General features: G+C 70.5%; 20 protein-coding genes. 8 read left to right on the plus strand and 12 right to left on the minus strand.

The genetic code is table 11. From position 1 onward, the window contains the following. Positions 1-119: 119 nt before the first annotated feature. Positions 120-500, plus strand: a complete 381-nt coding sequence (locus tag ABZ915_RS29920) for a VOC family protein (protein WP_361809666.1) — start codon at positions 120-122, stop codon at positions 498-500. Between the two features lie 46 nt (positions 501-546). Here ABZ915_RS29920 and ABZ915_RS29925 read toward each other — a convergent pair whose 3' ends face one another. Together ABZ915_RS29925 and ABZ915_RS29930 are read right to left on the minus strand one after the other, a co-directional pair. Then, entirely contained in the window at positions 547-1,446 is a 900-nt protein-coding gene (locus ABZ915_RS29925; RefSeq protein ID WP_361809668.1) for a glycosyltransferase family 2 protein, read from the minus strand. Further along, a complete protein-coding gene (locus ABZ915_RS29930; protein ID WP_361809670.1) occupies positions 1,443-3,494 on the minus strand; it encodes an O-antigen ligase family protein in 2,052 nt (683 codons plus the stop codon). Before ABZ915_RS29930 ends, ABZ915_RS29925 begins: the two co-directional genes overlap by 4 nt. Positions 3,495-3,562: 68 nt before the next feature. Here ABZ915_RS29930 and ABZ915_RS29935 point away from each other — a divergent pair, with 68 nt between their 5' ends. Further along, complete coding sequence (locus ABZ915_RS29935; protein WP_361809672.1) at positions 3,563-4,234, plus strand: hypothetical protein; 672 nt, start codon at positions 3,563-3,565, stop codon at positions 4,232-4,234. 17 nt (positions 4,235-4,251) lie between these two features. Here ABZ915_RS29935 and ABZ915_RS29940 read toward each other — a convergent pair whose 3' ends face one another. The 8 genes from ABZ915_RS29940 to ABZ915_RS29975 all read right to left on the minus strand — a co-directional run bounded on the left by ABZ915_RS29940 (position 4,252) and on the right by ABZ915_RS29975 (position 15,542). Further along, complete coding sequence (locus ABZ915_RS29940) at positions 4,252-5,298, minus strand: glycosyltransferase (protein WP_361809674.1); 1,047 nt, start codon at positions 5,296-5,298, stop codon at positions 4,252-4,254. A gap of 93 nt (positions 5,299-5,391) precedes the next feature. Beyond that, on the minus strand, positions 5,392-8,997 hold the full coding sequence (locus tag ABZ915_RS29945) for a DUF4082 domain-containing protein (protein WP_361809675.1): 3,606 nt from the start codon (positions 8,995-8,997) through the stop codon (positions 5,392-5,394). 72 nt (positions 8,998-9,069) lie between these two features. Further along, complete coding sequence (locus ABZ915_RS29950; protein WP_361809677.1) at positions 9,070-10,188, minus strand: DegT/DnrJ/EryC1/StrS family aminotransferase; 1,119 nt, start codon at positions 10,186-10,188, stop codon at positions 9,070-9,072. Continuing rightward, entirely contained in the window at positions 10,185-10,874 is a 690-nt protein-coding gene (locus ABZ915_RS29955) for an acetyltransferase (protein WP_361809679.1), read from the minus strand. Before ABZ915_RS29955 ends, ABZ915_RS29950 begins: the two co-directional genes overlap by 4 nt. Next, positions 10,871-12,010 (minus strand): DegT/DnrJ/EryC1/StrS family aminotransferase, encoded by a 1,140-nt coding sequence (locus tag ABZ915_RS29960; protein ID WP_361809681.1) that lies wholly within the window; start codon positions 12,008-12,010, stop codon positions 10,871-10,873. Before ABZ915_RS29960 ends, ABZ915_RS29955 begins: the two co-directional genes overlap by 4 nt. Beyond that, positions 12,007-12,981 carry an SDR family NAD(P)-dependent oxidoreductase gene (locus ABZ915_RS29965; protein WP_361809683.1) on the minus strand — a complete coding sequence of 325 codons (975 nt, stop codon included), beginning with the start codon at positions 12,979-12,981 and terminating at the stop codon, positions 12,007-12,009. The genes ABZ915_RS29960 and ABZ915_RS29965 overlap by 4 nt, the downstream gene beginning before the upstream one ends. A 30-nt stretch (positions 12,982-13,011) precedes the next feature. Beyond that, on the minus strand, positions 13,012-14,070 hold the full coding sequence (locus tag ABZ915_RS29970; RefSeq protein WP_361809685.1) for a Gfo/Idh/MocA family oxidoreductase: 1,059 nt from the start codon (positions 14,068-14,070) through the stop codon (positions 13,012-13,014). A gap of 32 nt (positions 14,071-14,102) precedes the next feature. After that, positions 14,103-15,542 (minus strand): exopolysaccharide biosynthesis polyprenyl glycosylphosphotransferase, encoded by a 1,440-nt coding sequence (locus ABZ915_RS29975; RefSeq protein ID WP_361809687.1) that lies wholly within the window; start codon positions 15,540-15,542, stop codon positions 14,103-14,105. A gap of 304 nt (positions 15,543-15,846) precedes the next feature. Here ABZ915_RS29975 and ABZ915_RS29980 point away from each other — a divergent pair, with 304 nt between their 5' ends. The 4 genes from ABZ915_RS29980 to ABZ915_RS29995 all read left to right on the plus strand — a co-directional run bounded on the left by ABZ915_RS29980 (position 15,847) and on the right by ABZ915_RS29995 (position 19,717). Beyond that, positions 15,847-16,761, plus strand: coding sequence for a glycosyltransferase family A protein (locus ABZ915_RS29980; RefSeq protein ID WP_361809689.1), 915 nt, complete (start codon positions 15,847-15,849; stop codon positions 16,759-16,761). Between the two features lie 25 nt (positions 16,762-16,786). Further along, a complete protein-coding gene (locus ABZ915_RS29985) occupies positions 16,787-18,058 on the plus strand; it encodes an MFS transporter (protein ID WP_361809691.1) in 1,272 nt (423 codons plus the stop codon). A 35-nt stretch (positions 18,059-18,093) separates the two neighbouring features. Further along, a complete protein-coding gene (locus tag ABZ915_RS29990) occupies positions 18,094-19,116 on the plus strand; it encodes a TolB-like translocation protein (RefSeq protein WP_361809718.1) in 1,023 nt (340 codons plus the stop codon). Positions 19,117-19,459: 343 nt separating this feature from the next. After that, positions 19,460-19,717: a hypothetical protein gene (locus ABZ915_RS29995; protein WP_361809693.1), complete on the plus strand. Its 258-nt coding sequence runs from the start codon at positions 19,460-19,462 to the stop codon at positions 19,715-19,717. Here the strand turns inward: ABZ915_RS29995 and ABZ915_RS30000 are convergent. Further along, entirely contained in the window at positions 19,707-20,432 is a 726-nt protein-coding gene (locus ABZ915_RS30000) for a dienelactone hydrolase family protein (protein WP_361809720.1), read from the minus strand. The genes ABZ915_RS29995 and ABZ915_RS30000 overlap by 11 nt on opposite strands. Before the next feature lie 755 nt (positions 20,433-21,187). Then, positions 21,188-21,571 carry a tyrosine-type recombinase/integrase gene (locus tag ABZ915_RS30005; protein WP_361809694.1) on the minus strand — a complete coding sequence of 128 codons (384 nt, stop codon included), beginning with the start codon at positions 21,569-21,571 and terminating at the stop codon, positions 21,188-21,190. An 851-nt stretch (positions 21,572-22,422) separates the two neighbouring features. On the opposite strand from ABZ915_RS30005, the gene ABZ915_RS30010 reads away from it, so the two are divergent. Continuing rightward, positions 22,423-22,743, plus strand: coding sequence for a DinB family protein (locus ABZ915_RS30010; RefSeq protein WP_361809696.1), 321 nt, complete (start codon positions 22,423-22,425; stop codon positions 22,741-22,743). Between the two features lie 41 nt (positions 22,744-22,784). Then, on the plus strand, positions 22,785-22,998 hold a 214-nt coding region (locus tag ABZ915_RS30015; protein ID WP_361809698.1), incomplete at its 3' end, for a transposase.

Below are 22,998 nucleotides of genomic sequence, written 5' to 3' on the forward strand. Positions count from 1 at the left end.
ACCCATCGCACCGGCTTGCCTCGCCGGGTACGGTCTCGAGCGTGTCCCCACTGCGGGGAGCCCAAGAGCTCCGCGCGCGGCCGACCCGGCAGTTCCCACGCTGAGAGTAGGTTTCGTCGATGGCATGTCGTATCAGTGAGCTCGTGCTCGGTTGCCGTGACCCCGAGGGGCTGGCGCGGTTCTGGTGCGAGGTCCTGGACTTCGTGGTGCTCGATCGCGAAGAGGACGGCAGCCTCGAGATCGGGCCGCGCGAAGGGTTCGGCGGCCCGCAGCCGACGATCATCCTCAGCCGCAGGGACGAGCCGGAGCCGGGGAAGTCCCGGCTGCACATCGACGTCAACGCCACCGACCGCGACCAGGACGCCGAGCTCGAACGCCTCCTGAAGCTCGGGGCGCGCCCGGCCGACATCGGCCAGACCGGCGAGGAGCCCTGGCACGTTCTCGCCGACCCCGAGGGCAATGAGTTCTGCCTGCTCAAGGCCCGCCTCAACCCGCTCTGACGGCGGGAGAGCGCGCACGGAAGTGCGGCGACGCACCGTCGGGGCGCTACGGCCCCGGCGTCCTGCGCAAGGCCCCCGGGCGGGCCAGGGCGGCCGCGGCCGCTCGGCTGGCCGGGCGGCCGAGCGCGGCGCGTGAGGTCTCCCGGAGCAGGACGGCGGTGCGGAAGGCGGCCGTGGCGAGGGGACCGTGCCGACGCCGGTACAGGCGGACGCGATTGAGGGTGAGGAGAGTCCAGAGGCGGGGCGACACCTGGGAGTCGCCCCCCAGGTGGACGGCGTCGGCCGTCGGCTCCAGTCGGGTGGCGTATCCCCGGTCCCGTGCGCGCAGGCAGTACTCGGTCTCCTCCGAGTAGAGGAAGAAGGACTCGTCCCACGGGCCGCAAGCGGCCAGACAGTCCCCCGATATCGCCATCAGCGCGCCGGTCGCCCAGTCCGCGCGCGTGGGCCGCTGGTACGCGGCGGGGTCGGTGACGAGCTCGCTCAGCGCCGGGAAGCGCCCGGCCCGGGTGTTGCCGATCACGGCCTCACCGAGCGCCCGGAGCACGCTCGACTCGCGCCGCAGCGAACGATGGGGCGTGTCCCTGCCTTCTTCGTACAGAAGGGGTACGGCGATCCCGACCCCGTCCCCGAGGCTGTCGACGAGACGTTTGGCGCAGCCCTGCCGCATCCGGACGTCGGGGTTGCAGATCAGCACGGCTTCGTGTTCCCCGGCGGCGGACAGCGCCGCGTTGATCCCGGCCGCGTACCCTGCGTTGCGGCCGGTCTGGACGAGAGTGGCGTCCGGGGCGAGCGTCCGCAGCACCTCGGCGGTGTCGTCGGAGGAGTCGTTGTCGGCGACGACGAGCCGGTGGTCGAGGCCTGCCATGCCGTCGGGAAGCGCGGCGAGGAACCCGGGGAGCACCGAGGCGCTGTTCCAGGTGACGGCGATGACGGCGACGGGGCTCATCGGGACTCCGCGAGTTGGGGGAGCTTGGCTTCTGGTACTTCGGATGCCTCGGACACTTCGGATGCCTTACGGGGCTCGGGGAGCGCTGCGCCCGCCGCCTCGCGGCGGATGAAGCCGAGGTAGCTGCCGCCCGCGCCCAGGGTCAGGAAGAACATCCCGGCGTACATGGGGAAGCTGAGCGCGTCGAAGGTGGCGCTGATGACCAGGGCGACCAGGGCCGAGGCGAGGAAGGCCTGTCCGAGCTCCCGGTCCGACTCGGTGCGGGCGAGCCGGCGGATGGCACCACCCTGGTGTATGCCGGTGACGAACAGGACGAGCAGTGCGACCAGCCCCACGGCGCCCGTCTCGGCCAGGGTCAGCATGTACTGGTTGTCCGTGAAGAAGTACAGGTCGGGGGTGAACGTGCCGAATCCCCGTCCGAACCATGGGCGTTCGCTGAGGTAGGGGACGATCGCGCTGTACTTCACGGTGCGCGCCTGGGTGCTGCTGTCGGAGTTGGACAGGAAGCTGGCGAACAGGTTGGTGATGGTTCCGATCAGCCCCGGGATGATCACCTTGAAGCCGGCCACCGAACCCAGGACGATTCCGATCGCGGCCCAGCGCCGCTGCGGCTTCCAGCGGGGCACCATCACCAGGATCGCGATGAAGGCGCCGATGATGGACGTCCGGGACACGGTCAGCGGAAGCGCGCCCGCCATGATCGCCACCGGCGCCCAGCGGCGCAGCGCGCCGGCGTGCCGGCGGACCGGGTCGAACGCCTGGTGGACGGCGAAGGGGACCAGGATGGCGAGCATCCCGCCGAACTCCAGTGGATGGGCGGTGGTGGAGCGCGGCCGGGTGAACGAGCCGCGGTCCATGGCGTTGATCCCGGCGGTGCTCGAATGCAGGCCGGGGATGTGGATGGAGTCGGCGATGTTGGTCGCGGCGAAGAAGTCGTAGTAGCCGATCAGGGCGACCACCGTGCCCAGGACGACGAGCCGGCGCATCAGGGTCTCCAGCCGGCCGCGCTCCTGGATGCCGGCCGAGGCCAGCACCACCAGCGCCACCCACACCCCGAGCCCGATGAGCCCTCGGTCGGCCCCGAGGACCTCCTCGTGCGCGCTCTCGCGGGTGGCGTCCGCGAGGTACGACAGGAGCACCGCGCCGGCGAGCACGCACATCGCCGCGCGGGGCAGCCTGGTGCCCTTCGCCGGCAGGATGCGTCCGCCGAGCCAGGTCGCGAGGTACCAGAGAAGTCCCAGCAGGGCGAAGACGTTGGCCGGGGTGCCGACACCGCCCAGCGCGGGCAGGGTGAGGTTCGACGGGACGAAGAAGGCCAGCACCAGATAGCCGGTGAGGATCGTCGTGGCGTCCAGCCTGCGCACCAGCAGGCCCTTGGGCCGCTCAGGGGGGTGGGCACGATGGCGCCGGGGAACGTATCCGGCCACGGCGCGTCCCCGCCGGCGGACCACCGCGATGCCTTCGGCCAGGATGGACAGCAGGAACGCGCTGACCATCCCGACGATCACGACCGACGCGATGCCCTGGTACCGGCCCTTCGACTGAGAGACCGGTGTCTGTGGCAGGACGACCGGCGCGGTCTGCACCGTGTACACCTTCGGCACCTTGGAGGCCGTTTGCAGGGCCTTCAGCTGCTCCCCGGTGAAGTTGGTGAGGGCGGTGGTCTCCCGGAGCACTTTCGCCCGGTCGGTTCCGGTGACGCTCAGGGTGAGCAGCGGGCTGTCGGCCTGGGGCGCGAAACCGACCGTGTACTGGTCCGTGACGCCGCGGGAGTGCAGTTCCTTGGCCGAGTCGCTCGACTGGAGCGTCCTGATCAGCACGTCGGCCGTGACGACCAGCGAACCGCCCGCGTTCGACAGGGGGTTGCCGAAGGTGGGTGCCAGTTCGGCGATCGCCGTGGAGTCGAGCAGCGTGACGGAGCTCTGCGACTCGTAGGACACCGGGATGGTGCGGTACAGATAGCCGCCCGCGAGCAGACTGAGCAGGGTGAGGGGCACCATGAAGTACCAACGCCTGCGCATGATCGCCAAGATGTCGGCAAGGCTCACGAGAACTCCCTTTTGGTGGCGGTTCGCCCCGGCGCCTGCGAGGATCGGTGGCGACGGAAGGAATCCCTGTGTCGCCTCGTGACGTCGCCGAAGCGCTGCTCCGCCGCTGGTACGTGCTGCTGCTCGCGCTCGCGCTGACGGCCGCCGGAGCCTACAAGGTGCTGCACCCCGCCCCGCAGTACCTGAGTTCGGCGGTGGTCGTCCTCAAACCGCCCGTTACAGGAAACCAGCCGAACCAGCTGACGAATCTCCAACCCCCGCTCGCCACCCTCTCGTACGGGGTCATCCAGCAGATCGAGTCGCCCGCCGGGCGCAAGGAGCTGGACGCCGCCGGCGTGCACGGGACGTACCAGCTGATCCCGCGCAACAGCGGCACCAGCGCGACGCCGCGCTATCTGATCCCCTCGGTGCAGGTGCAGGCGCAGCGGGCCGGCGCCGTCGAGGCCGACTCGGCGGTCAGCCGGGTCATCGAGGTCTACACCAAGCATGTGGCGGACTTGCAGGGTGCGCAGGGCATCGCGCCCGCGTCGCGGATCAGCGCTTCCGTCCTGGTCGCGCCGAGCGCCGCCCCGGTGCAGGGCAACAGGACCCGTGCCCTGGCCGGTACGGCGCTGCTGGGTGGAATCGCCGGAATCCTGGGCGCGCTCTGGTTCGACCAGTACGCGCTGCGGCGCAGGAAGCGGAAGGACGACTCCGCGGAGCCGGTCCGCCACACCGCCGGGATTCCGGTGGCCAACTGAGCTGAACTGATCACGCATCAGATACCGCGGCGCTTCCACGACTCCCACCACAGCCACTCCCGCCCGCGCTCGGCCACGGCCGACCACACCAGGGGCTGTAGATACGGCATGGTCTTCGGTCCGATCCGTCTGCGCAGCCGCAGCGCGCGGTACTCGGGCAGCGCCGCGTATCCCGGCAGGCACTCCTCGGCGAAAGCCACGCATTCTTCGACCGGTACGACTGAGGTACGGCCCCGGTCGTAGGCCCGGTACGCCCGGCGCAGGGCATAGCGGGCGAGGCGGGTGTGCACCTGCTCGGCCAGGCGGTCGGCGTGGGGCAGTTTGTCGCCGCACTTGGCGAGCACCGAGTCGAAGGCCACGAGGCGCTGGCGCAGGTCGTCGAGCTGGCCGCCGAAGTCGACGGTGGACATGTTCTTGCCGTGGACGCGATAGAAGGCCTGGTCGGCGCCGCGGATGTAGCCGACGTCGGCGTGTGCGGCGAGCCGCATCCACATCTCGATGTCGCCGGCGTGGGGCAGGGCGGGGTCGTAGCCACCGACCTTTCGCTGGAGGCCGGTGCGGACGACGACCTCCGGCGAGGTGATGCAGCCGGTGCCCTCGCGGAAGCGCCGCTCCAGCCACCACTGGCCGGGGTAGACGACCGAACCGGTGCTCTGGGTACGGGCCTTGGGCAGCGGGCCGCCGTGCTGGAAGCGCAGGGGCCGTCCGTAGGCGAACCCCGCCTCGGGGTGGGCGTCCAGGAGCGCGGCCGCGCGGACCAGCGCGCCCGGGACCAGTCGGTCGTCGGCGGAGAGGAGGGCCACGTAGTCGCCGTCGGCCCATTCCAGGAGGCCTTCGTTGTACGTGGCGATGTGGCCCTTGTTGGTCTCGTGGACGTGGACCTCGATCCGCGGGTCGGAGGCGGCCAGCTTGAGCGCGGCCTCCGCCGAGTCGTCGGGCGAGGCGTCGTCGATGATGAGTACGCGGACGTCAACGCCGTCCTGCTCGTCCAGGACGCTGCTCACGCAGTCGGCGAGGAAATGGCCGTACTTGTAGCAGGGGATCACAACACTGACGCTGCTCATCGGTTGGGGAAGCCAATCCCCGTCGGTGGTCCGTGCCCGGCTGGGCGCGGACCACCGACGGTTGGTGGGGACGGGTCGGTTCTGCTCTTGTTGTCAGTTCTTTTTCTTCTTGAAGACGGTCTTGCTGGTCAGGGTCCAGCTGTGGGACTTCACCGCGTGGTGGTGCTTGTCCTTGGCCGTGACCGTGATCTTGAACCGGGTGCCGTCCGGCAACGGAGCGGACAGGTGGACGGTCGCCTTGTGGGTCGCCCGGTCGTAGGAGACGACGGCCGTGACGTGGAGCTTCCTGGCGGCGGCCGCGTTGCGGCCCGACAGGATGGTCACGGTCGCCTTGACGGATGACACCGCCGCCTTGGCCGGCACGGCCAGGACGAGGGCGCTCGCCGCGTCGGCGGTGTGCGCCACCGAGGACGCGGTCACCTCCGAGGCGGTGGCGGCCGCCAGGGACGCGCCGGGGTTGTCGGCGGTGAAGACGGGGCCGACCCAGTAGTTCGCGGATCCGTAGGAACCGCCCGGGAAGGCCGAGTCGGTGCCGTACTTGTAGAGCCCGTTGTGGTGCGTGGTGGTGTCGGCCGTGGCGGTCAGCGGATAGGACTTGTGGGCCGCCGCGAAGTAGCCGCCGTCCACCGCGTAGTTGCCGTTCGGCGCGTGGTAGGAGACGACGTACGGGGTGTCGGCGGTGACCGCCACCGGAGTGGCGAAGGTCAGCGTCTGCCAGCCGGAGGCCGTCTCGTCGCTGAAGGTGCCGCTGGCGAGCAGCGTGCCGCCGTCGGTCCACAGGCTGCCGGTGTGGGTGCCCGTGTTGCCGGTGCCCTTGTAGAACGTGACACCGGTGACCCAGCCGGCCGCCGAGGACGTGAACCGGGTACCCAGCTCGACGGAGTTGGGGTCGGCGTTCATGTCGGTGTTCGCCGGCACGGCGGAGGAACTCCACAGCCCGCAGGGGCAGGTGACCGCGGGCGGGGTGGAACTGGTGGTGAACGTCCAGGTCACCGGGTTCGCCATGGCGTTGCCCCACACGTCCGAGGCCTGCACGGAGGCGGTGTACGCGGTGTGCAGTTCCAGCTCCGTCGACGGCGTGAAGGTCGCCTTGTTCGACGCGGGGAAGGTGACGGCCCCCGGCACGGTGTTGCCGTCCGGGTCCTTCACGGTGAACGTCACGCTGTCGGTGTCGACGGCCGAGCTGAGGGTGGCCGACACCGGTGCCGTGATCGAGGTGTCGGTCGCCCCGGACGTCGGGGAGGTCGAACTGACGGTGGGCGGGGTGGTGCTGGCCGTCGAGGTGTCCAGCACCACGTCGACCCAGTAGTTGCTGCCCGAGGACTGCGAGGACGGGAAGGCGCTGGTCGAGCCGTAGTGGTAGACGCCGTTGCCGCCGTCGGTGCCGGTCTTCAGTGCCGTCACCGGGGCCAGGCCGGCATCGCTGTCGGCGAGGTTCGCGTCGTAGGAGTATCCGCCGTTGGGCGCGAAGTACGAGGCGACGTAGGTGGTGTTGGCCTTGACGGACACGGGCGTGGCGAAGTTCAGCTGCTGCCAGCCGGAGGCCGTCTCGCCGGTGAAGGTGCCGGTGGCCAGGCGGGTACCGGAGGCGGTCCACAGGCTGCCGATGTGGGTTCCGGTGTTGACGGGCGACTTGTAGAACCGAACGCCGGTGACCGAACCAGCCACGTTGGTACGGAACTTGACGCCGAGCTCCACCGAGCCGCCGTCGCCGGCGTTGACGGTGCCCGGCACGGCCGAGGCCGGCCAGATGGTGCACGGGCAGGCCTGGGGGCCGACGGTCACCGGCACGGTGGTGGCGGCGCTGATGTTGACGCTGTCGTCGACCGCGCGGACCTTGATGGACGCGGAGCCCGGGGTGGTGGGCGTCCAGCTGTAGCTCCAGGACGACAGACCCTTGGCGGCCTTCCAGGTCGATCCGCCGTCGGTGGACACCTCCACGCGGGCCACCACTCCCCCACCGTCGGTGGCGGTGCCGGTGATGGTGACCGGCTTCAGCGCCGGGACGGTCGCCCCGGAGGCCGGGCTGGTCACGGTGAGCGTCGGGCCGGTGGTGTCGGTGGAGGCGGTGGCGGCGACCAGGTTGCTCTGGAGGGACTTCGGCTGGACCCCCATGTCGGCGAGGATGTTCACCGTCGCCTGCTGCATACGGGAGTCCTCGGTGACGACCGTGTCCTCGGGATTGTAGGTGGGCACGTTGGTCAGGCCCCACGACCACTGCACGGTCCCGGTTCCGAACACCAGGGCCCCGGAGTCCTGGTCGCGGAACTCGACGAGATTGTGCGTCGCCGTGCCGTTGCCGTACAGGTTGCCCCAGTCCAGCCGGTACGTGCCGTCGGTGATGTCCACCGTCGTGGACGACACGTCGATCGCCCCGGCGGGTCTGGTGCTGTTGTCGAGGTCGCTGTCCCATTCGTAACCGAGCGTGCCGGTCGGGAAGGTCGCGGTCTGGCCGGCGGTGAGGCTCGCGATGGAGGTATTGCGCCAGATCCGGTTCTTGCCGTAAGAGCCGGGGATGGTGATCGCGTCGTTGCGGTAGCCGTTCGCCTGGAACATGGAGCCGGTGAGGATGTTAGGAGGCTGGTAGGTCTGGCCGTAGTTGGTGCTGGCCGGATCCATCCAGGTGCCGGTCCAGGTGCCGCTGGGATCGGCGATGCCGTTGTTCATCGCCATCTTGGTCATCTTGTAGCAGGCCAGAGTGCGGTCGGCCGTGTTAGTGCCGTCGATGCTGGGGGCGAGCCGCGTCTTCCAGAAGACCTCGTTGCCGCTGAAGAAGCCCTCCCGCACACCGGCCTTCCGCGCCGCCAGGACGTTGGAGTACTGGCTCTGCGTCCAGTACTCGTCATGGCCGGACGACATGTACATCTTGTGCTTCTTCAGCAGGGTCGTGCCGTTGGCCGACGACACGTCCACGCCGGACAGATAGCTGACGTCGTAGCCGTTGCGCTCCAGCCAGGACAGCATCATGAACTCGGAGCCGTAGATGCCGTTGTCGCCGCCGATGTCCAGCGGCCGGTTGTAGCTGACCTCGTAGGCGCGGCCGTCGGGCGCGGGCCCGGTGCCGCCGTACAGGTCCTGGCCGCCGTAGTCGTTGTACGCCTGCCAGGTCTGGTCGCTGGTCTGTACGACGATGTCGGAGGTGCTGGAGTCGTTGCGGACGACGAACGGATACGGCATCAGGCCGTCGCCGTCGGTCTGCGTGAGGTTCGCGATGTACAGGCCGGACACGGCGTCGCTGGGCACCGTCCAGGTCGCGGTCACGGGCCAGTTCCCGCAGTCCACCAGGCCGGTGCCGCTCTTGGTGGTACAACTGGCGGGCCTGGAGGAGTAGTTGGCCGGATACGTCACGGCCGCCTGGGCCGCGGTCGACATCTGGCGCGCGCCGTCGCCGCCGTACCAGCCCAGACGGTAGATCTGGATGTTGTACGCGCTCTTCGACTGGACCTTGAACTGGACGGTGTCCCCGGCCTGGACGCTCTCCTTGGTGGTGAAGCCCTGGATGTCACCGTAGGCGTTGGGCGAGAACCAGTCGGATTTCGGAGCGCCCGGCTTGGAGTTCTCGCAGATGATGGCGTTCGAGCCCGACCCGCACGGATCGGACGCCGCCTGGGCGGACCCGGCCAGCGGGAGCACCGCCAATATCAATGCCGCTACGACGGCGAGGCGTCCGCCCCGGATCCGTCTGCTCCAATTTCGCATGTGTACCTCTCAGCGGTGCTGTGCGGGCCGCCCCGTGGGGTCGGAGGTGGAGCGTGAAACTCTGGGGACCGGTCAGCTGCCGAGGGCGTCGGCGAACGCGTCCACGACGCGCTGCTGCTGGTCGGGGGTGATCTGGGGGTACAGCGGCAGCGACAGGATCCGGTCCGCCGCCTTCTCGGCGTTCGGGAAGTCGCCCCGGGCGTACCCGAGATGGCGGTACGCCGGGGTCAGATGGACCGGGGCGGGATAGTGCACTCCGGCGCCGATGCCCTCGGCGTTGAGCTTGCCGACGATGTCGTCCCGGTCGGCGTCGGCGACCTGGACGACGTACAGGTGCCGGACGTGGACGTTGCCGGGTGCGGTGACCGGGAGGACGATCCGGCCCGCGGCTGCCAGGTCGGCGAGCAACTCGTCGTAGCGGGCCGCGGCCGCCCGGCGGGCCGCGTTGCCGTCCGCCAGCCGGGCCAGTTTCGCCCGCAGCACGACGGCCTGCAGCCCGTCCAGGCGGCTGTTGAAGCCGGGCACGTCGTGGCGGTACTTGGTGACCCCGCCGTGGTTGGCGATCGCCCGCACCAGGTCGGCGCGTTCCTCGTCGTCGGTGAGCACCGCGCCCGCGTCGCCGTAGGCGCCGAGGTTCTTGCCCGGGTAGAAACTGGTGGCCGCGATGCCGCCGCTGCCCGGGGTGCGGCCGTCGCGGGTCGCGCCCTGGCACTGCGCGGCGTCCTCGACGACCCGTACGCGCTTGGGCAGTTGGCCGGTCAGCGCCGTCACGTCGGCCATCTGCCCGTAGAGATGGACCGGGACGATCACGCGGGTGGCGGGGCCGACCGCGTCCAGCGCGGCCTGCGGGTCGAGCAGGTGGCTGTCGGGCAGGCAGTCCGCGAGGACCGGGCGGGCCCCGATCCTGGCCACCGCGCCGACGGTGGCGATGAACGTGTTGGCGGGCACCACGACCTCGTCGCTGACCCCGACCCCGCTTGCGCGCAGGGCGAGTTCGACGGCATCGGTGCCGTTGGCGACGCCCACGCAGTGCCTGACACCGCCGAAGTCCGCGTACTCGCGCTCGAACCGGCGCACCTCGTCGCCTCCGACGAACGCGGTGTCGGCCAGGACCCTTTCGAATCCGGCCCGTACCTCGTCGGCGACCTCCGCGTGGGCCGCTTTGAGGTCCACGAGTGGAATCTGGTTCATGTCAGCGGTCCCCCCACTGTTCGTGTCGCCAGTTGTTCCAGCGCGGGCGCGTCCGCCGCGCGCAGCCGCCGGGCCGGGCTCCCCACCCAGACCTCGCCCGGCGGCACATCGCCGAGCACGGCGCTCCCCATCCCGACCAGCGACCAGGCGCCGACCGTCGTACCTTCCCTGACCAGCGCTCCGGAGCCGACGTAGGCGCCCTGTGCCAGCCGCGCTCCCCCGCCCAGGCGGACGCCGGAGGCGAGCGTGGCGTAGTCCTCGACCACGTCGTCATGGGTGAGGACCACGTGCGGCATCACGGCGACATGCGCGCCGACCCGCACGGCTGCGGTCAGCACGCAGTGCGCGAGCAGGACCGAGCCGGGGCCGACCCGGGAGGTCGAGGACACCGCCGCCGTCGGATGGACGACGGTGGCGTAGCGGTCGCCGGACAGGCCGAGCCTGCGGACCAGCCGGGCGCGGGCCGCGTAGTCCCGGGGGTTGCCCACGCAGATCACCACGCCGGCGCCGGTCAGGTCGTGGACCAGGTCGCAGCCGCCGAGGACCGGCACGCCGTCCACCTCGGTGCCGTGCAGAGCGGAGTTGTCGTCCAGGTGCCCGAGCAGCTTGAACTCGCCCGCGTCCGCCACGGCCTGCGCGGCCTCCCGGGCGAAGCCGCCGGCGCCGATGATGACGAGTTCGTTCATTTTCCGGCCTGGTCGCGCAGTGCCGTCACGACGCGGTCCTGCTGCGCCTCGGTCATGGTGTGGAACAGGGGCAGGATCAGCGAGTCGCGGGTGAGGCGTTCGGTGACCGGCAGCGGTGCGCGGGGGTGGTCCGCGTAGGCGGGTTCGAGATGGGCGGCCATGATCCCGCGCCGGGCGGAGACGCCCGCCTCGGAGAGCGCGGCGAGCAGGTCGTCCCGGCCGACGGGGAAGTCCTCGTCCAGCAGCACCCAGTACGACTGGAAGTTGCTCTGCCCGTGCGCGGGATCGCGCACGGCGGTGAGGCCGGGGACGTCGTGCAGCAACGCGTCGTACCGGGCCGCCAGTTCGCGGCGGCGGGCGATCATCGCGTCGAGCTTGCCGAGCTGGACCAGGCCGATGGCGGCCTGGACGTCCGTCATCCGGTAGTTGAAGCCGACTTCCAAGTAGCTTTCGAGGACCGGCTTGTTGCTCGCGTGACGGTCCGCCGCCGAGGCGTTCATGCCGTGCTCGCGCAGCCGTCGCAGCCGGGCCGCCCACTCGGCGTCGTCGGTGGTGATCATCCCGCCCTCGCCCGTGGTGACGAGCTTGCGCGGGTGGAAGGACCAGGCGGCGAGCAGCGCGCCGTGCCCCACGGGCTTGCCACCGACGGTCGAGCCGATGGCGCAGGCCGCGTCCTCGACCAGGGGCAGGTCCCAGTCGGCGCAGGCGGCACGCAGGGCGTGCACGTCGGCCGGGACGCCGCCCTGGTGGACGGCGAGGACGGCCTCGGTGCGGGCGGTGCGGACCGCGTCCACCGTGGCCGTGGTCAGGTTGCCGGTGGCCGGGTCGACGTCGGCGAACACCGGCTCGGCGCCGACGTACCGTACGACGTTGGCGGTGGCGATGAACGACAGCGAGGGCACCACGACCTCGTCGCCGGGCCCGATTCCGAGTGCGACGAGCGACAGGTGCAGGGCGGTCGTACACGAACTGACGGCGATGCCGTGCTCGGCGCCCACCCGCTCGGCGAAGGCCTTCTCGAAGGCGGCGACCCGGGGGCCCTGGGCGACCCACCCGGACAGCACGGCGTCGGAGGCGGCCCTGGCCTCCTCCTCGCCGAGCCAGGGGATCATCACCGGGATGCGGTCGGTGCTCACTTGGCCGCCTCCCGCTCCGCGCGCCACCACTCGACCAGGTCGCGCAGGCCGGTGCGCAGGTCGATCTCGGCCGTGAACCCGAGCCGTTCGGCGGCCTGCGAGGTGTCGGCGAGCCGGCGGACCACCGAGTTCACCGAACGGGCGGGCCCGTGCTCCGGCTCCAGCCCTTCGGCCCCCATCACCTCCAGCAGGCCCTCGGCGAGCTCCTTCAGCGAGGTCTCCGTACCGCTGGCGACGTTGAACACCTCGTCGGTGAGGTCCGACTCGGCGGCCAGGACGTTGGCCCTCGCGATGTCGCGGACGTCGACGAAGTCCATGGTCTGGGTGCCGTCGCCGAGGATCAACGGCGGCTCGCCCGCCTCGATGCGCTCCATCCAGCGGATGAGCACCTCGGTGTAGAGGCCGTGGATGTCCATCCGGGGGCCGTAGACGTTGAAGTAGCGCAGGGCCACGTAGTCCAGTCCGTACATGGCGTGGAAGCTGCGCAGCATGCCCTCGTTGAAGGCCTTCGCGGCGCCGTAGAAGGTGTCGTTGTTGTACGGGTGGTGGCGCTCGGTCGTCGGGAAGGTCTCGGCCATGCCGTAGACGGACGCCGAGGACGAGGCGACCACCTTGGCGACCCCGGCCTCGGCCGCCGCTTCCAGCACGTTGAAGGTGCCGTCGACCAGGACCTCGTTGGCGAGCCGGGGCTCCTCCGCGCACTGGGTGATGCGGATCGCGGCGAGGTGGAACACCAGGTCGGCGCCCTCGGTGGCCTTCCGCACGGTGTCGGCGTCCCGGACGTCGCCCTCGACGATCTCCACGACACCGCTGGGCAGGGCCTGGGCGAGGTTGGCCCGCCGTCCGCGCACGAAGTTGTCGAGTACGACGACCTCGCGGGCGCCGCCCTCGGCCAGGAGGTCGACGAGGTTGGAGCCGATGGTGCCCGCTCCCCCGGTGACCAGGATCTTCTTGCCTCGTACGCTGCTCAACTGCTGTGCCCTCTCAGCCAGATGAATCGGTCAACGTCCGGCGCGCAGGCCGACGACCGCGCCCTTGAATTCGAGGCTTCGCGACGCCGCCTCGAGAATGTCCAGCACCCTGAGGCCCGCCCGGCCGTCGGTCAGCGGCGCCCGGCGCTCCCTGATCGCGTCGCCGAACTCGTCGACCATGCTGCGCAGCGCTTCCTTCTCGCCGATGGCGGGCGCGACCATGTCCCCGGAGCGGTAGGAGATGAGCATGTCCCGGCGTTCGTCCGCGCCGATCTCCTGGGGCGAGGCCAGGTCCACGCCCCGGTCGAAGATCGCCACGCGTTGGGCGGGGTTGAGGTCGTCCCAGATGAGGGTGCGCTTGGAGCCGCCCACCATGGTGGTCCGCACCTTGGTCGGCGACAGCCAGTTGACGTGCACGTGGGCGATGGCCCCGGTGTTGAGCTGGAGCGTCAGATAGGCCACGCAGGCCTGCCCGGCGCCGATCGGGTCGGCCCCGTGGGCGGCGACGGCGACCGGTTCGACGTTGTCGGGGAGGATGAAGTCCAGGATCGACAGGTCGTGCGGGGCCAGGTCCCACAGCACGTCGATGTCCTTCTGGACGAGCCCCAGGTTGATGCGGACCGAGTCGACGAAGTGGATCTCGCCGAGTTCGCCGGAGCGGACCAGTTCACGGATCCGGCCCACGGCGGGCGTGTAACAGTAGGTGTGGTCGCACATCAGGGTGAGGCCGCGCTCCTCGGCCTCGGTCACCAGGCGCATCCCGTCGGCGTAGGTCGCCGCGAGCGGCTTCTCCACGAGGACGTGCTTGCCGGCGCGCAGGGCGGCCAGGGCGATGTCGTGGTGGGTGCCGGCGGGCGTGGCCACGGCGACGGCGGCCACGGCGGGGTCGGCGAGGACGGCCGCGTAGTCCGAGGTGGCCTCGACCGTCGAGTAGCCGCCGAGGACCCGCCGGGCCCGGTCCACGTCGAGGTCGCACAGCCGACGCAGCCGGAACCGCTCGCTGGCCTGGAAGTTGCGTACGAGGTTGGGACCCCAGTAGCCGGCCCCGACGACCGCGACCCCCAACGGCTCCTGCGTCACTGCCGTCACTGCCGTCACTGTCTTCCTCTTCTTCTGGTCCATCAGTAGGCCCCCGTTCCGCGCACCACCACGGACCCGGTGCGCGCCAGGATCGACAGGTCCAGGCCCATCGACCAGTTGTCCACGTATCCGAGATCGAGCCGGACCGCCTCGTCCCAGGGCAGGTCGGAGCGTCCGCTGACCTGCCACAGTCCGGTGAGGCCGGGCTTGACGAGCAGCCGGCGCTTGATGTCCGGCGTGTACTCCTCGACCTCCTCGGGCAGCGGCGGCCGTGGGCCGACGAGCGACATGTGGCCCTTGACGACATTGACGAGCTGCGGGAGTTCGTCGAGCGAGCTGCGGCGCAGGAACGAGCCGACCCGGGTGATCCGCGGGTCCTCCTTCACCTTGAACAGCAGGCCGTCGCTGTTCTGGTTGAGGTGCTCCAGTTCCGCGCGGAGGGCCTCGGAGTCGGCCCGCATCGTGCGGAACTTCAGCATGGTGAAGTGGTCGCCGTACCGGCCCACCCGCTGCTGTCGGAACAGAGCGGGGCCGGAGCTGTCCAGCCGGACGATCAGGGCGATCAGCAGCATCGGAAGTGCGAGGAGCAGCAGGAGCGCCGCCGCGAGGGAACGATCCAGCAGTTCCTTGGGCAGCCGGGAGACGCGGGAGAGGTTCGGCGGCTTGATCCGCACCAGCGGCACCCCGTTGGTGGGCCGTACCGCCAGCCGGGAGGCGGACACGTCGGTCAGCACGGGGGCCAGCAGGAAGTCGAAGCCCTGCACGGCCGCGGTCCAGGACATCCGGCGCAGGACGGAGGCGTCGAGCTCGGGTGCGGGCAGCACCACCACGGTGTTGATGCCCAGGGCCCGGACGACGTCGTTCATGCCGCTGACGCCGCCGAGGGCGGGGAGACCCAGCTTGCGTATCTCCGGAGCGTTCTCGGGATCGGTCAGGCACACTCCGGCGGCCTGGAGTTTCGGTGTTCCACCGCGCCTCAGCACCGCGACCAGCTCCACGATGCCGCGCGACGGTCCGACCAGGAGCGTCGTGCTCCCGTCCGGGCTCCGCGCCCAACGTCGGTGCAGGCGGCGGCGCAGCGTGTACCGGACCGCGAGGGCTATCACAGCGGCCGGCCCCGCTGCCATGATCATGTCATGAAGAAGTCCCGAATCGTGGGTGAACAGCCAGTACGCGACGGCGGCGAGCGCCGGCAGCGCGACGGCCCCACGCAGCACCCGTCGGTACTCCTCGGTCCCCAGACCCAGCGCACTGCGGTCGTAGGAACGGTGGGCCAGCATGGCCACGATCCAGGTCGGGGGCAGCACCAGGGCCACCGCCCAGCGGCCGTAGGCCGCATGGATCAAGAAGGCCGCGGCAGCGGCCGCGAGGCCGTCCGCAACCAGCAGGACGATGCGGTACTTCTGTTCCCAACGTCTTCGGCGGCCAAGTGGACTTCTGCGTTCCACGACCAGTTGCTCATGCGTGACCTGAATGGTCATGCGCCCCCCACCACATGCGCGGCTACCCTGACCGAAGTGCCCTCGACACAGCGGCACTGGAAAGCGAGGGAGCTTCAGCGGTTCCCCAACCGCCTCATGCCCCCAGCATGCTGGTACGTACTGCGTGTTCAGATCCGTCTGCGTATTCAGATCCGTTCAACCGCCGGACCGTGACCTGCAGTCAAGAACGAGTTCCCCACCCAAACCGGTCCGGCGGTCATCAATCTAGACCACGCGGCGCACTCTCGGGAACAGTTGGACGAAACACATGTCGCAATAGTGACACCGACGGCATACTGCCCCCGTGACGAGCATCGTGATCCCGGCCCACAACGAGGCCCGAGTCATCGGCCGGCTCCTCGATTCGCTGTTGGCTGATTCCTCACTCAAGGGCCCCGAGGACCCCGCGAACTCCCAGAACCCTGAGAACCCTGAGAACTCCGAGAACTCCGCGGACGACACCGACATCGTGGTCGTGTGCAACGGCTGCACGGACGACACCGCCCGGATCGCGGCCGCCCGTGGCCCGCGCGTCCGGGTGGTGGAGATACCCGTTCCCTCCAAGCACGCCGCGCTGCGGGCCGGCGATGATCACGCGCGCGGCTTCCCGCGCCTCTACGTGGACGCCGACGTCGTGATCGCCGGCGCCGACGTACGGGCACTGACCGAGCCCCTGGACGACGAGACCTCGGGCATCCTCGCCACCGCCCCCGAACGACGGATCCCGCTGGCCTCCTGCGCCTGGCGGGTGCGTGCCTACTACCAGGTGTGGCAGCGACTGCCGGCTGTACGCGAAGGGCTGTTCGGCCGGGGCGTCATCGCGGTCTCCAAGGCCGGGCACGCCCGGATCGCCGCGCTGCCGCCGCTGATGGCGGACGACCTGGCCGCGTCCCTCGCGTTCACGCCGGAGGAACGGCTCGTGGTCGACGCGGCCGGCGTGGTGATCCAACCGCCGCGCACCTGGCAGGACTTGATCAAGCGGCGCGTCCGGGCCGCGGTGTCCACCGCCCAGGTCGAGCAGCATCAGGGCCCGGAAGGGGCCTCGGCGCGCACCAGCAAAGCCGACCTGAAAGCGATGCTCCGCGGGGAGCCGAAGCTCTGCGTGGCTGTCGTGGTCTTCGTCGCGGCGGCGGTCGCCGCCCGGCGGGCGGCGAGAAAGGCCATCCGGGCACAGGACTTCGGCACCTGGCTGCGGGACGAGAGCAGCCGGCAGAACTGACCGCACCGCGTCTGGAGTTCCTGTCTTGTATCTCACCGACCGTTCCCAGCCTGTCGAGGCGGACACCGGCCAGGACCGAAGACGCGGGCCGGGGCGCCGGGTCGCCCCGGTCGTGCTGGTGCTGGGCACGGTCAGCCTGATCACCGACATCTCCTCGGAGATGGTCACCGCCGTCCTGCCGCTCTACCTCGTCACCACGCTCGGCTTCAGCCCGCTGGGTTTCGGCACCCTCGACGGCGTCTACAACGGTGTCAGCGCACTGGTCCAGCTCACCGGCGGCCACCTAGCCGACCGCATCCGCAACCACAAGCTGCTGGCCGGGCTCGGCTACGGCCTGTCCGCGCTGTGCAAGCCGCTGCTCCTGTTCGCCGGCAGCATCGGCACACTCGGCACGGTCCTCGCCCTGGAACGGACCGGCAAGGGCCTGCGCACCGCCCCGCGCGACGCGATGATCTCCCTGTCCACACCGGCCGAGAACCAGGGCCGCGCCTTCGGTGTGCACCGCGCGATGGACACCACCGGCGCGATGCTCGGCCCACTGGCGGCCTTCCTCATCCTGCGCGCGGCGGTGGACGGTTACGACGCGGTGTTCGGGGTGAGCGCGTGCGTCGCCGCGCTGGGCGTTCTCGTACTGGTGCTGTTCGTACCGGGCAGGGAGAAGGGCACCCGGGCCGAGGAAGAGAACGGGCCGGACAGCAAGCCCCCCGTCCGCGTCCGCGAAACGCTCGCACTCCTGCGCCTCCCCCGGCTCCGCGCGCTCGCCGGCTGTGCCGCGCTGCTCGGGCTGACCACCGTCAGCGACGCCTTCGTCTACCTGCTCCTCCAGCGGCGGGCCGGGGTCGGCGAGGAGTGGTTCACGCTGCTGCCGCTGGGCACCGCCGTCGTGTTCCTGCTGCTGGCCGTGCCCGTCGGCGCGCTCGCCGACCGTATCGGACGGCGCACGGTGTTCCTCGCCGGCCACGCGGTCCTGCTCATCGCCTACGCCCTCCTGCTCTGGACCCCGGGCACCCCGGTGCTCGTCCCGCTCGTCCTCGCCCTGCACGGCACGTTCTACGCGGCGACCGACGGGGTGCTCCCGGCGGCCCTCGCCGGCATCGTGCCCGAGCAGCTGCGCGCCAGCGGCCTCGCCATCGTCGGGACCAGCCAGGCGCTGGCCCGGTTCTGCTGTTCGCTGGCCTTCGGCGCCGCCTGGACGACGTGGGGCGACGGCCCGGCACTGGCCGGCTCGGCGGTCGGCCTGCTGTGCTGCGCGGCCGTCGCGGGCATGGTGCTGCGCCCGGCAGGCGGGACCCGATGACCACCACAGCCACAAGGAGAGCCACAGGGATGCGGATGACTTCGCTGCGTCGCCGCCTGCTCGTACTCGTCGCGGCGGCCCTGGTCCTCGCGGGCGTGGGAACCGGCGTGGTCCTGCACGCCGCCGCCCGCGCGGACCGGGCGAACCGGCCGCAGGCGGGCGACCCCACGGTCAGCGCGGGCAAGCTGACGCTCGGCCAGAAGAGCCGCCTGATGTTCGTCAACGCGGCCGCCGGCCCGCACCGCACCGCGGTCGCCTCGGTCCCGTCCACCGACCCCGGGGGCGGCCGGACCGCTGCCGACCTGAAGTGCGTCCGCTTCTACGCGGCGGCCGGCACCGGCATCTGCCTCCAGTCCAACCCCGGCGTCCTCAAGCAGAGCAACCGCGCCCTGCTCCTCGACGCCGGCCTGCGCACCAGGCGCACCTTCCCGCTCGCGGGCACCCCCAGCCGGGCCCGGGTCTCGCCCAGCGGCCGCTTCGTCGCCTGGACCGTCTTCGTCTCCGGCGAGTCCTACGCGTCCGCCTTCTTCTCCACCCGCACCTCGGTCCTGGACACCCGCACCATGCGGCTGACGCCCAGTCTGGAGACCTTCTCCATCCTCAAGGACGGCAAGTCGTACCACGCCTCGGACATCAACTTCTGGGGCGTCACCTTCGCCACCGACGACGACACGTTCTACGCCACCCTCAACACCGCCGACAAGACATACCTGGTACGGGGTTCGCTGTCCCGGCGTACGGTCACCACCCTGGTCGAGAACGTGGAGTGCCCCTCGCTCTCCCCCGACGGCACCCGGGTCGCCTTCAAGAAGCGGGTGCTGTCCCGTACCGACCTCTGGCACGAGTACGTCCTCGACCTGCGCACCCTGCGCGAGACCCCGCTCGCCGAACGCCACAGCGTCGACGACCAGGCCACCTGGCTCGACAACCGCACCGTCGCCTACGCCCTGCCCAGCAACGGCAGCGTCAAGAGCACCGACCTGTGGAGCGTGCCCGCCGACGGCACCGGGAGGCCCCGCCTGCTGATCGCGGGCGCGTCCTCCCCGGCACCGCTGTGATCATCGTCAACACCGCCTCACCCACGAGCCCCCCGACTGACGTGACCGCCAAGCCGAACGAACCAGACATCAGGTAACCAAACGCCCAATAGGATTGCTCACGTGCCCTGAGGGGAATGCCCAATCGTCGCTGTGGCGGCGACGATCGCAGCTGCTCGAGCGGTGCGGCCGTCGACGGAGAGAGGGCACCCGGGAATGGTAGGAGCGCTCGTGACGGGCGTCGGAGCCTTCGCACAGCCGGATCCGAGCGAAGACGACCTGACCGGTGGGATACGGGCGTTCAGCCGCCTCCCCGCCATCGACGGCGCGGTCCGCGAGGTGGCCTCGGCACTGAACCGCGTCGGTGTGGCGGTCGGGGGAGAACCGCAAGCCCCTCGGCGAGAAACTCTTCGACCGCTCGCCGCGCGGGGCGACCCGGACAGCCTTCGGCACCCGGATCCTTCCCTTGATCGAGTACGCCCTGGTCGCGCTCGACGCCGTAGCGGCCGAGGCCAGACGGCTGACCGAAGCCGGCGAACAGAAGATCCGCACGGGCGTCTCGCCCCTGATCGGCTCCCACCTGGTCGCCCGGGCGTTCAGCAAGGTCTGCGTCACTCCGTGATGGGCAGGCACTCGGCGAGCAGGTCGACGACGTCACGCCAAGCTCGCTGCGCGTGCTGTGGGTGGTAGCCGACGCCGGGAACTGCGGGGTGGTCGACCGGTGGGTGATGGAAGGCGTGCAAGGCGCCGCCATAGACCGTGAGGCGCCAGTCGACGCCCGCGGCCTGCATCTCGGCGGTGAATGCGTTCCGTTGAGCGGGCGGCATGATCGGGTCTTCCGACCCGACCCCGGCCCACACTGGGCAGTGAATGCGCGCTGCCTCGCCTGGTCGGCCCGTGGTCAGTGCGTTGACTGTCCCGATCGCGCGCAGGTTGACGCCGTCGCGCCCGAGTTCCAGCGCGATCGCGCCTCCGGTGCCGTAGCCGATGGCGGCGACCCGGTCGGGGTCGGTCCGCGGCTCTGCGCGGAGCACGACGAGCGCCGCGTGGCCGACGCCTCGCATCCGGTCGGGGTCGGCGAGCAGCGGCATGCAACGGGCCAGCATCTCCTCAGGGTCGCCCAAATAGCGTCCGCCGTGGAGGTCGAAGGCCAGCGCCACGTATCCCAGTTCGGCGAGCGCATCGGCCCGGCGGCGCTCGACGTCGCTGAGCCCCATCCCCTCGGGCCCGACCAGGACCGCGGGCCGGCGGTCGACACCGGCCGGGAGCGCGAGGTGCCCGATCATCGTCAGGCCGTCGGCCGCGTATTCGATCGTGCGCGTTGTAACCGTCGTCATGAGCCTGGACTGTAGTGATCGTCGAGCCTGGTCGGGCCGGTGTTCTGCCGCTGGCAGAAGGCAGGTCCCCGGCGTATTCCGGAACCACCCCGTCAGCGGTTCAGTTGAGCCATCAAGTCCCGGTTCGTGACGCGTGCGGCGGCGAAGGTCCTCGTCACGCTCGGCGAGTTCGGAGCAAAGGTCGAGGAACAGCTGCTCCAGCTCGCTGATCCGGCGGGTGAGTGTTTCGATGCCGGCGGGAGCACCGAGCCCGGAGGCTTCCCAGACGGTCTGTCCGAGTGCTTTGGACAGGCGTCGTTCGAGCCGGGCGATGTGTGCGGAGAGACGGCTGTTACGCGCGGCGAAGCTCGGCCACTCCTGGTGCAGCGGCGTGAAGTCCAGCCTCCGCCACTGGCCCAGCCCGAAAGCGGCCATGTTCCAGACGTCCTTGATCTGCTCCAGTTCCGGAGTGGAGACAGCCGCGGCGATCATGCGGCGCGTGGCGTTGGCCATGCCGCTCAGGTGCGTGTCGCGGCGGACCTGGACGTCGTCGAACTGCTCGACGCGCCGCTCGCGCAGATGCTGGACGATGCCCCGCAGCAGGATGGGCGGGCTCTTGATCTCGGCGTCCGTGCGGGCCTGGAGCGCGTAGAGGACTTCGGCGGTCACCAGGGCCGGCCGCCCGCGAAGGCTCACAGCGGTGGTTTCGGAAGTACCGGACTCGGTACGGCACCACTGCTCGAAATAGGCGCCGCCGGCCTGCGCCTCCTTCCACCTCACCCAGTGCGGTGGACAGCACGGGTTCGAGCCGTTCGCCCGGTGCCGGTGGCAGGCGTCCACCGGTCGTCCAGGGCAGCGCCGGCGTCGGCGGCGTTGCCGGCGAATCCGTGCCGCAGAGCGTGGGGATGGCCGGCCTCGGACAGCCCCGCCCGGCGCGACAGCCGACCGAACAGGCCGTTCAAGGCCGCAGGCGGCATGGGTGCCCCGAGCGGCTGCCGGAACAGTTTCACCAGGACGAAGTCGCTGTCGCGTGCCTCGCGGCAGGCGTCCCGTTCGACGGCGTACTGGTCGTAAGCCTGCACCAGCAGGAAGTCGACGGGGACCGCGCGCGAGCGCCTCGACTTCGCCCAGGCTCCATTGTCGTTGTCGCGGCGTACCACGTGCAGGTGGGAGCCGGGAACCCGCAGCCCAGCCCGTTGGCGTCCAGGACGAAGTGGACGTTTTCGCGGCGCAGGCCCACAGCCTCGCTGCGGCGCAGTCCGGCCCTGGCCGGCAACAGCACGATGAACCGGTCCCTGGCATTGCGGCAGGCCCGCAGCAGGGCCAGGACCTCCTCATCCGTGGCGCGACCAACCGGCTCGTCCGGCTCGGCGGCCCGGTGCCTGGCCTTGGCGAAGCAGCGCAGGCCACTGCCCTCGCCGCGGGCCTCGGGCGGCAGGTCTCGGTCAGCGGCGATCTCGTAGAACTGGGACAGCACGAACATCGGCACCGTGCCCAACGCCGTGCCGTGCGCTAGGAATTCGCGTTCCCCGGCGAGCACAGTGTTGATCCCACGCGGCCCGCGGACCGGTTCACTGCCCGGCCCGGCCACACCTCGCTGTCGTCCCCGCGCGAGTGCCGCAGCCAGAATATGAAGCTGCCCAGCGGTCCCGCCGCCGTCGTCCAATCCCGCCCGGTGCACCGGCACCAGGTCAGGTAGAGCGCGACCGCCCCGGCGTACGTCCGCGTCGTCGACTCCGCCTGATCGCGACCGAACCGTACGTGCCGCAAGAACTCATCCGCCGCCTGTACCGGCTCCAGGCGGTCCTCGTCGAGCACGGTCCAGTACCGCTGGCCCGACGGCATGACTACACGAAAGGGCCGGAGACTTCCGGAGAACTCATGAACCACGCGCCTTCAACGACAACTGCGACGTGCACGGCACGGCGACGGGAAGCGTCGTACACGGCACCCCACCTCCGGGTGATGCGACAGTGCACGACGCCATCACGAACCAAAGAGAACGGACGAGGTGACCTGGCGCCCGCACGAGGACTCCAGCGCCATCGGCCGGCATCTCGGCCACCAGGCCCACGTCGCCCACTTCATGATCCGCAACCTCACCGCGGCCGAGCCCAGCCCGGATCCGGAACTGGACGGGCTCATGAACTCGGCGAATCCGGAGAAGTTCCGCGGCGCACTGCCCACCGTCGAACGGCTCACCGCGTTCCGGGACACCGTCGCCGAACGCGTCCACGCCCGCATCGGCGACATCGCCGCCGGCAACGTCGGCGCTCCCTCCCAACTGACCGTCGTCGGGACCCATCTCCCGATCGCACTGATCAACCACTAGGGTCCGTCTTCAAAGATCATCGGGTGGTGGATCATGGTGGGGTGATACGTCGCCATGAACTCACCGATCAGGAGTGGGAGTTACTCGCTCCCCTCATACCGCGCGCCGCGACAGGCCGTCCGCGCGTGGAGGATCGGCAGGTCGTCAACGGGATGGTCTACAAGATCCGAACCGGGATCTCCTGGCGCGACCTGCCGGAACGTTATGGCTCATGGCAGACGGTCTACACCCGCTTCCGCCGCTACGCCCTGGACG

Source organism: Streptomyces sp. NPDC046915 (assembly GCF_040644935.1).
Lineage (GTDB): Bacteria > Actinomycetota > Actinomycetes > Streptomycetales > Streptomycetaceae > Streptomyces.

Excerpts from the sequence above, each read along its gene's own strand:
- ABZ915_RS29945 (WP_361809675.1), bottom strand. The coding sequence starts at position 8,997 with ATGCGAAATTGGAGCAGACGGATCCGGGGCGGACGCCTCGCCGTCGTA.
- ABZ915_RS29975 (WP_361809687.1), bottom strand. The coding sequence starts at position 15,542 with ATGACCATTCAGGTCACGCATGAGCAACTGGTCGTGGAACGCAGAAGT.
- ABZ915_RS29920 (WP_361809666.1), top strand. The coding sequence starts at position 120 with ATGGCATGTCGTATCAGTGAGCTCGTGCTCGGTTGCCGTGACCCCGAG.
- ABZ915_RS30000 (WP_361809720.1), bottom strand. The coding sequence starts at position 20,432 with ATGACGACGGTTACAACGCGCACGATCGAATACGCGGCCGACGGCCTG.
- ABZ915_RS29925 (WP_361809668.1), bottom strand. The coding sequence starts at position 1,446 with ATGAGCCCCGTCGCCGTCATCGCCGTCACCTGGAACAGCGCCTCGGTG.
- ABZ915_RS29940 (WP_361809674.1), bottom strand. The coding sequence starts at position 5,298 with ATGAGCAGCGTCAGTGTTGTGATCCCCTGCTACAAGTACGGCCATTTC.
- ABZ915_RS29955 (WP_361809679.1), bottom strand. The coding sequence starts at position 10,874 with ATGAACGAACTCGTCATCATCGGCGCCGGCGGCTTCGCCCGGGAGGCC.
- ABZ915_RS29950 (WP_361809677.1), bottom strand. The coding sequence starts at position 10,188 with ATGAACCAGATTCCACTCGTGGACCTCAAAGCGGCCCACGCGGAGGTC.
- ABZ915_RS29990 (WP_361809718.1), top strand. The coding sequence starts at position 18,094 with ATGACTTCGCTGCGTCGCCGCCTGCTCGTACTCGTCGCGGCGGCCCTG.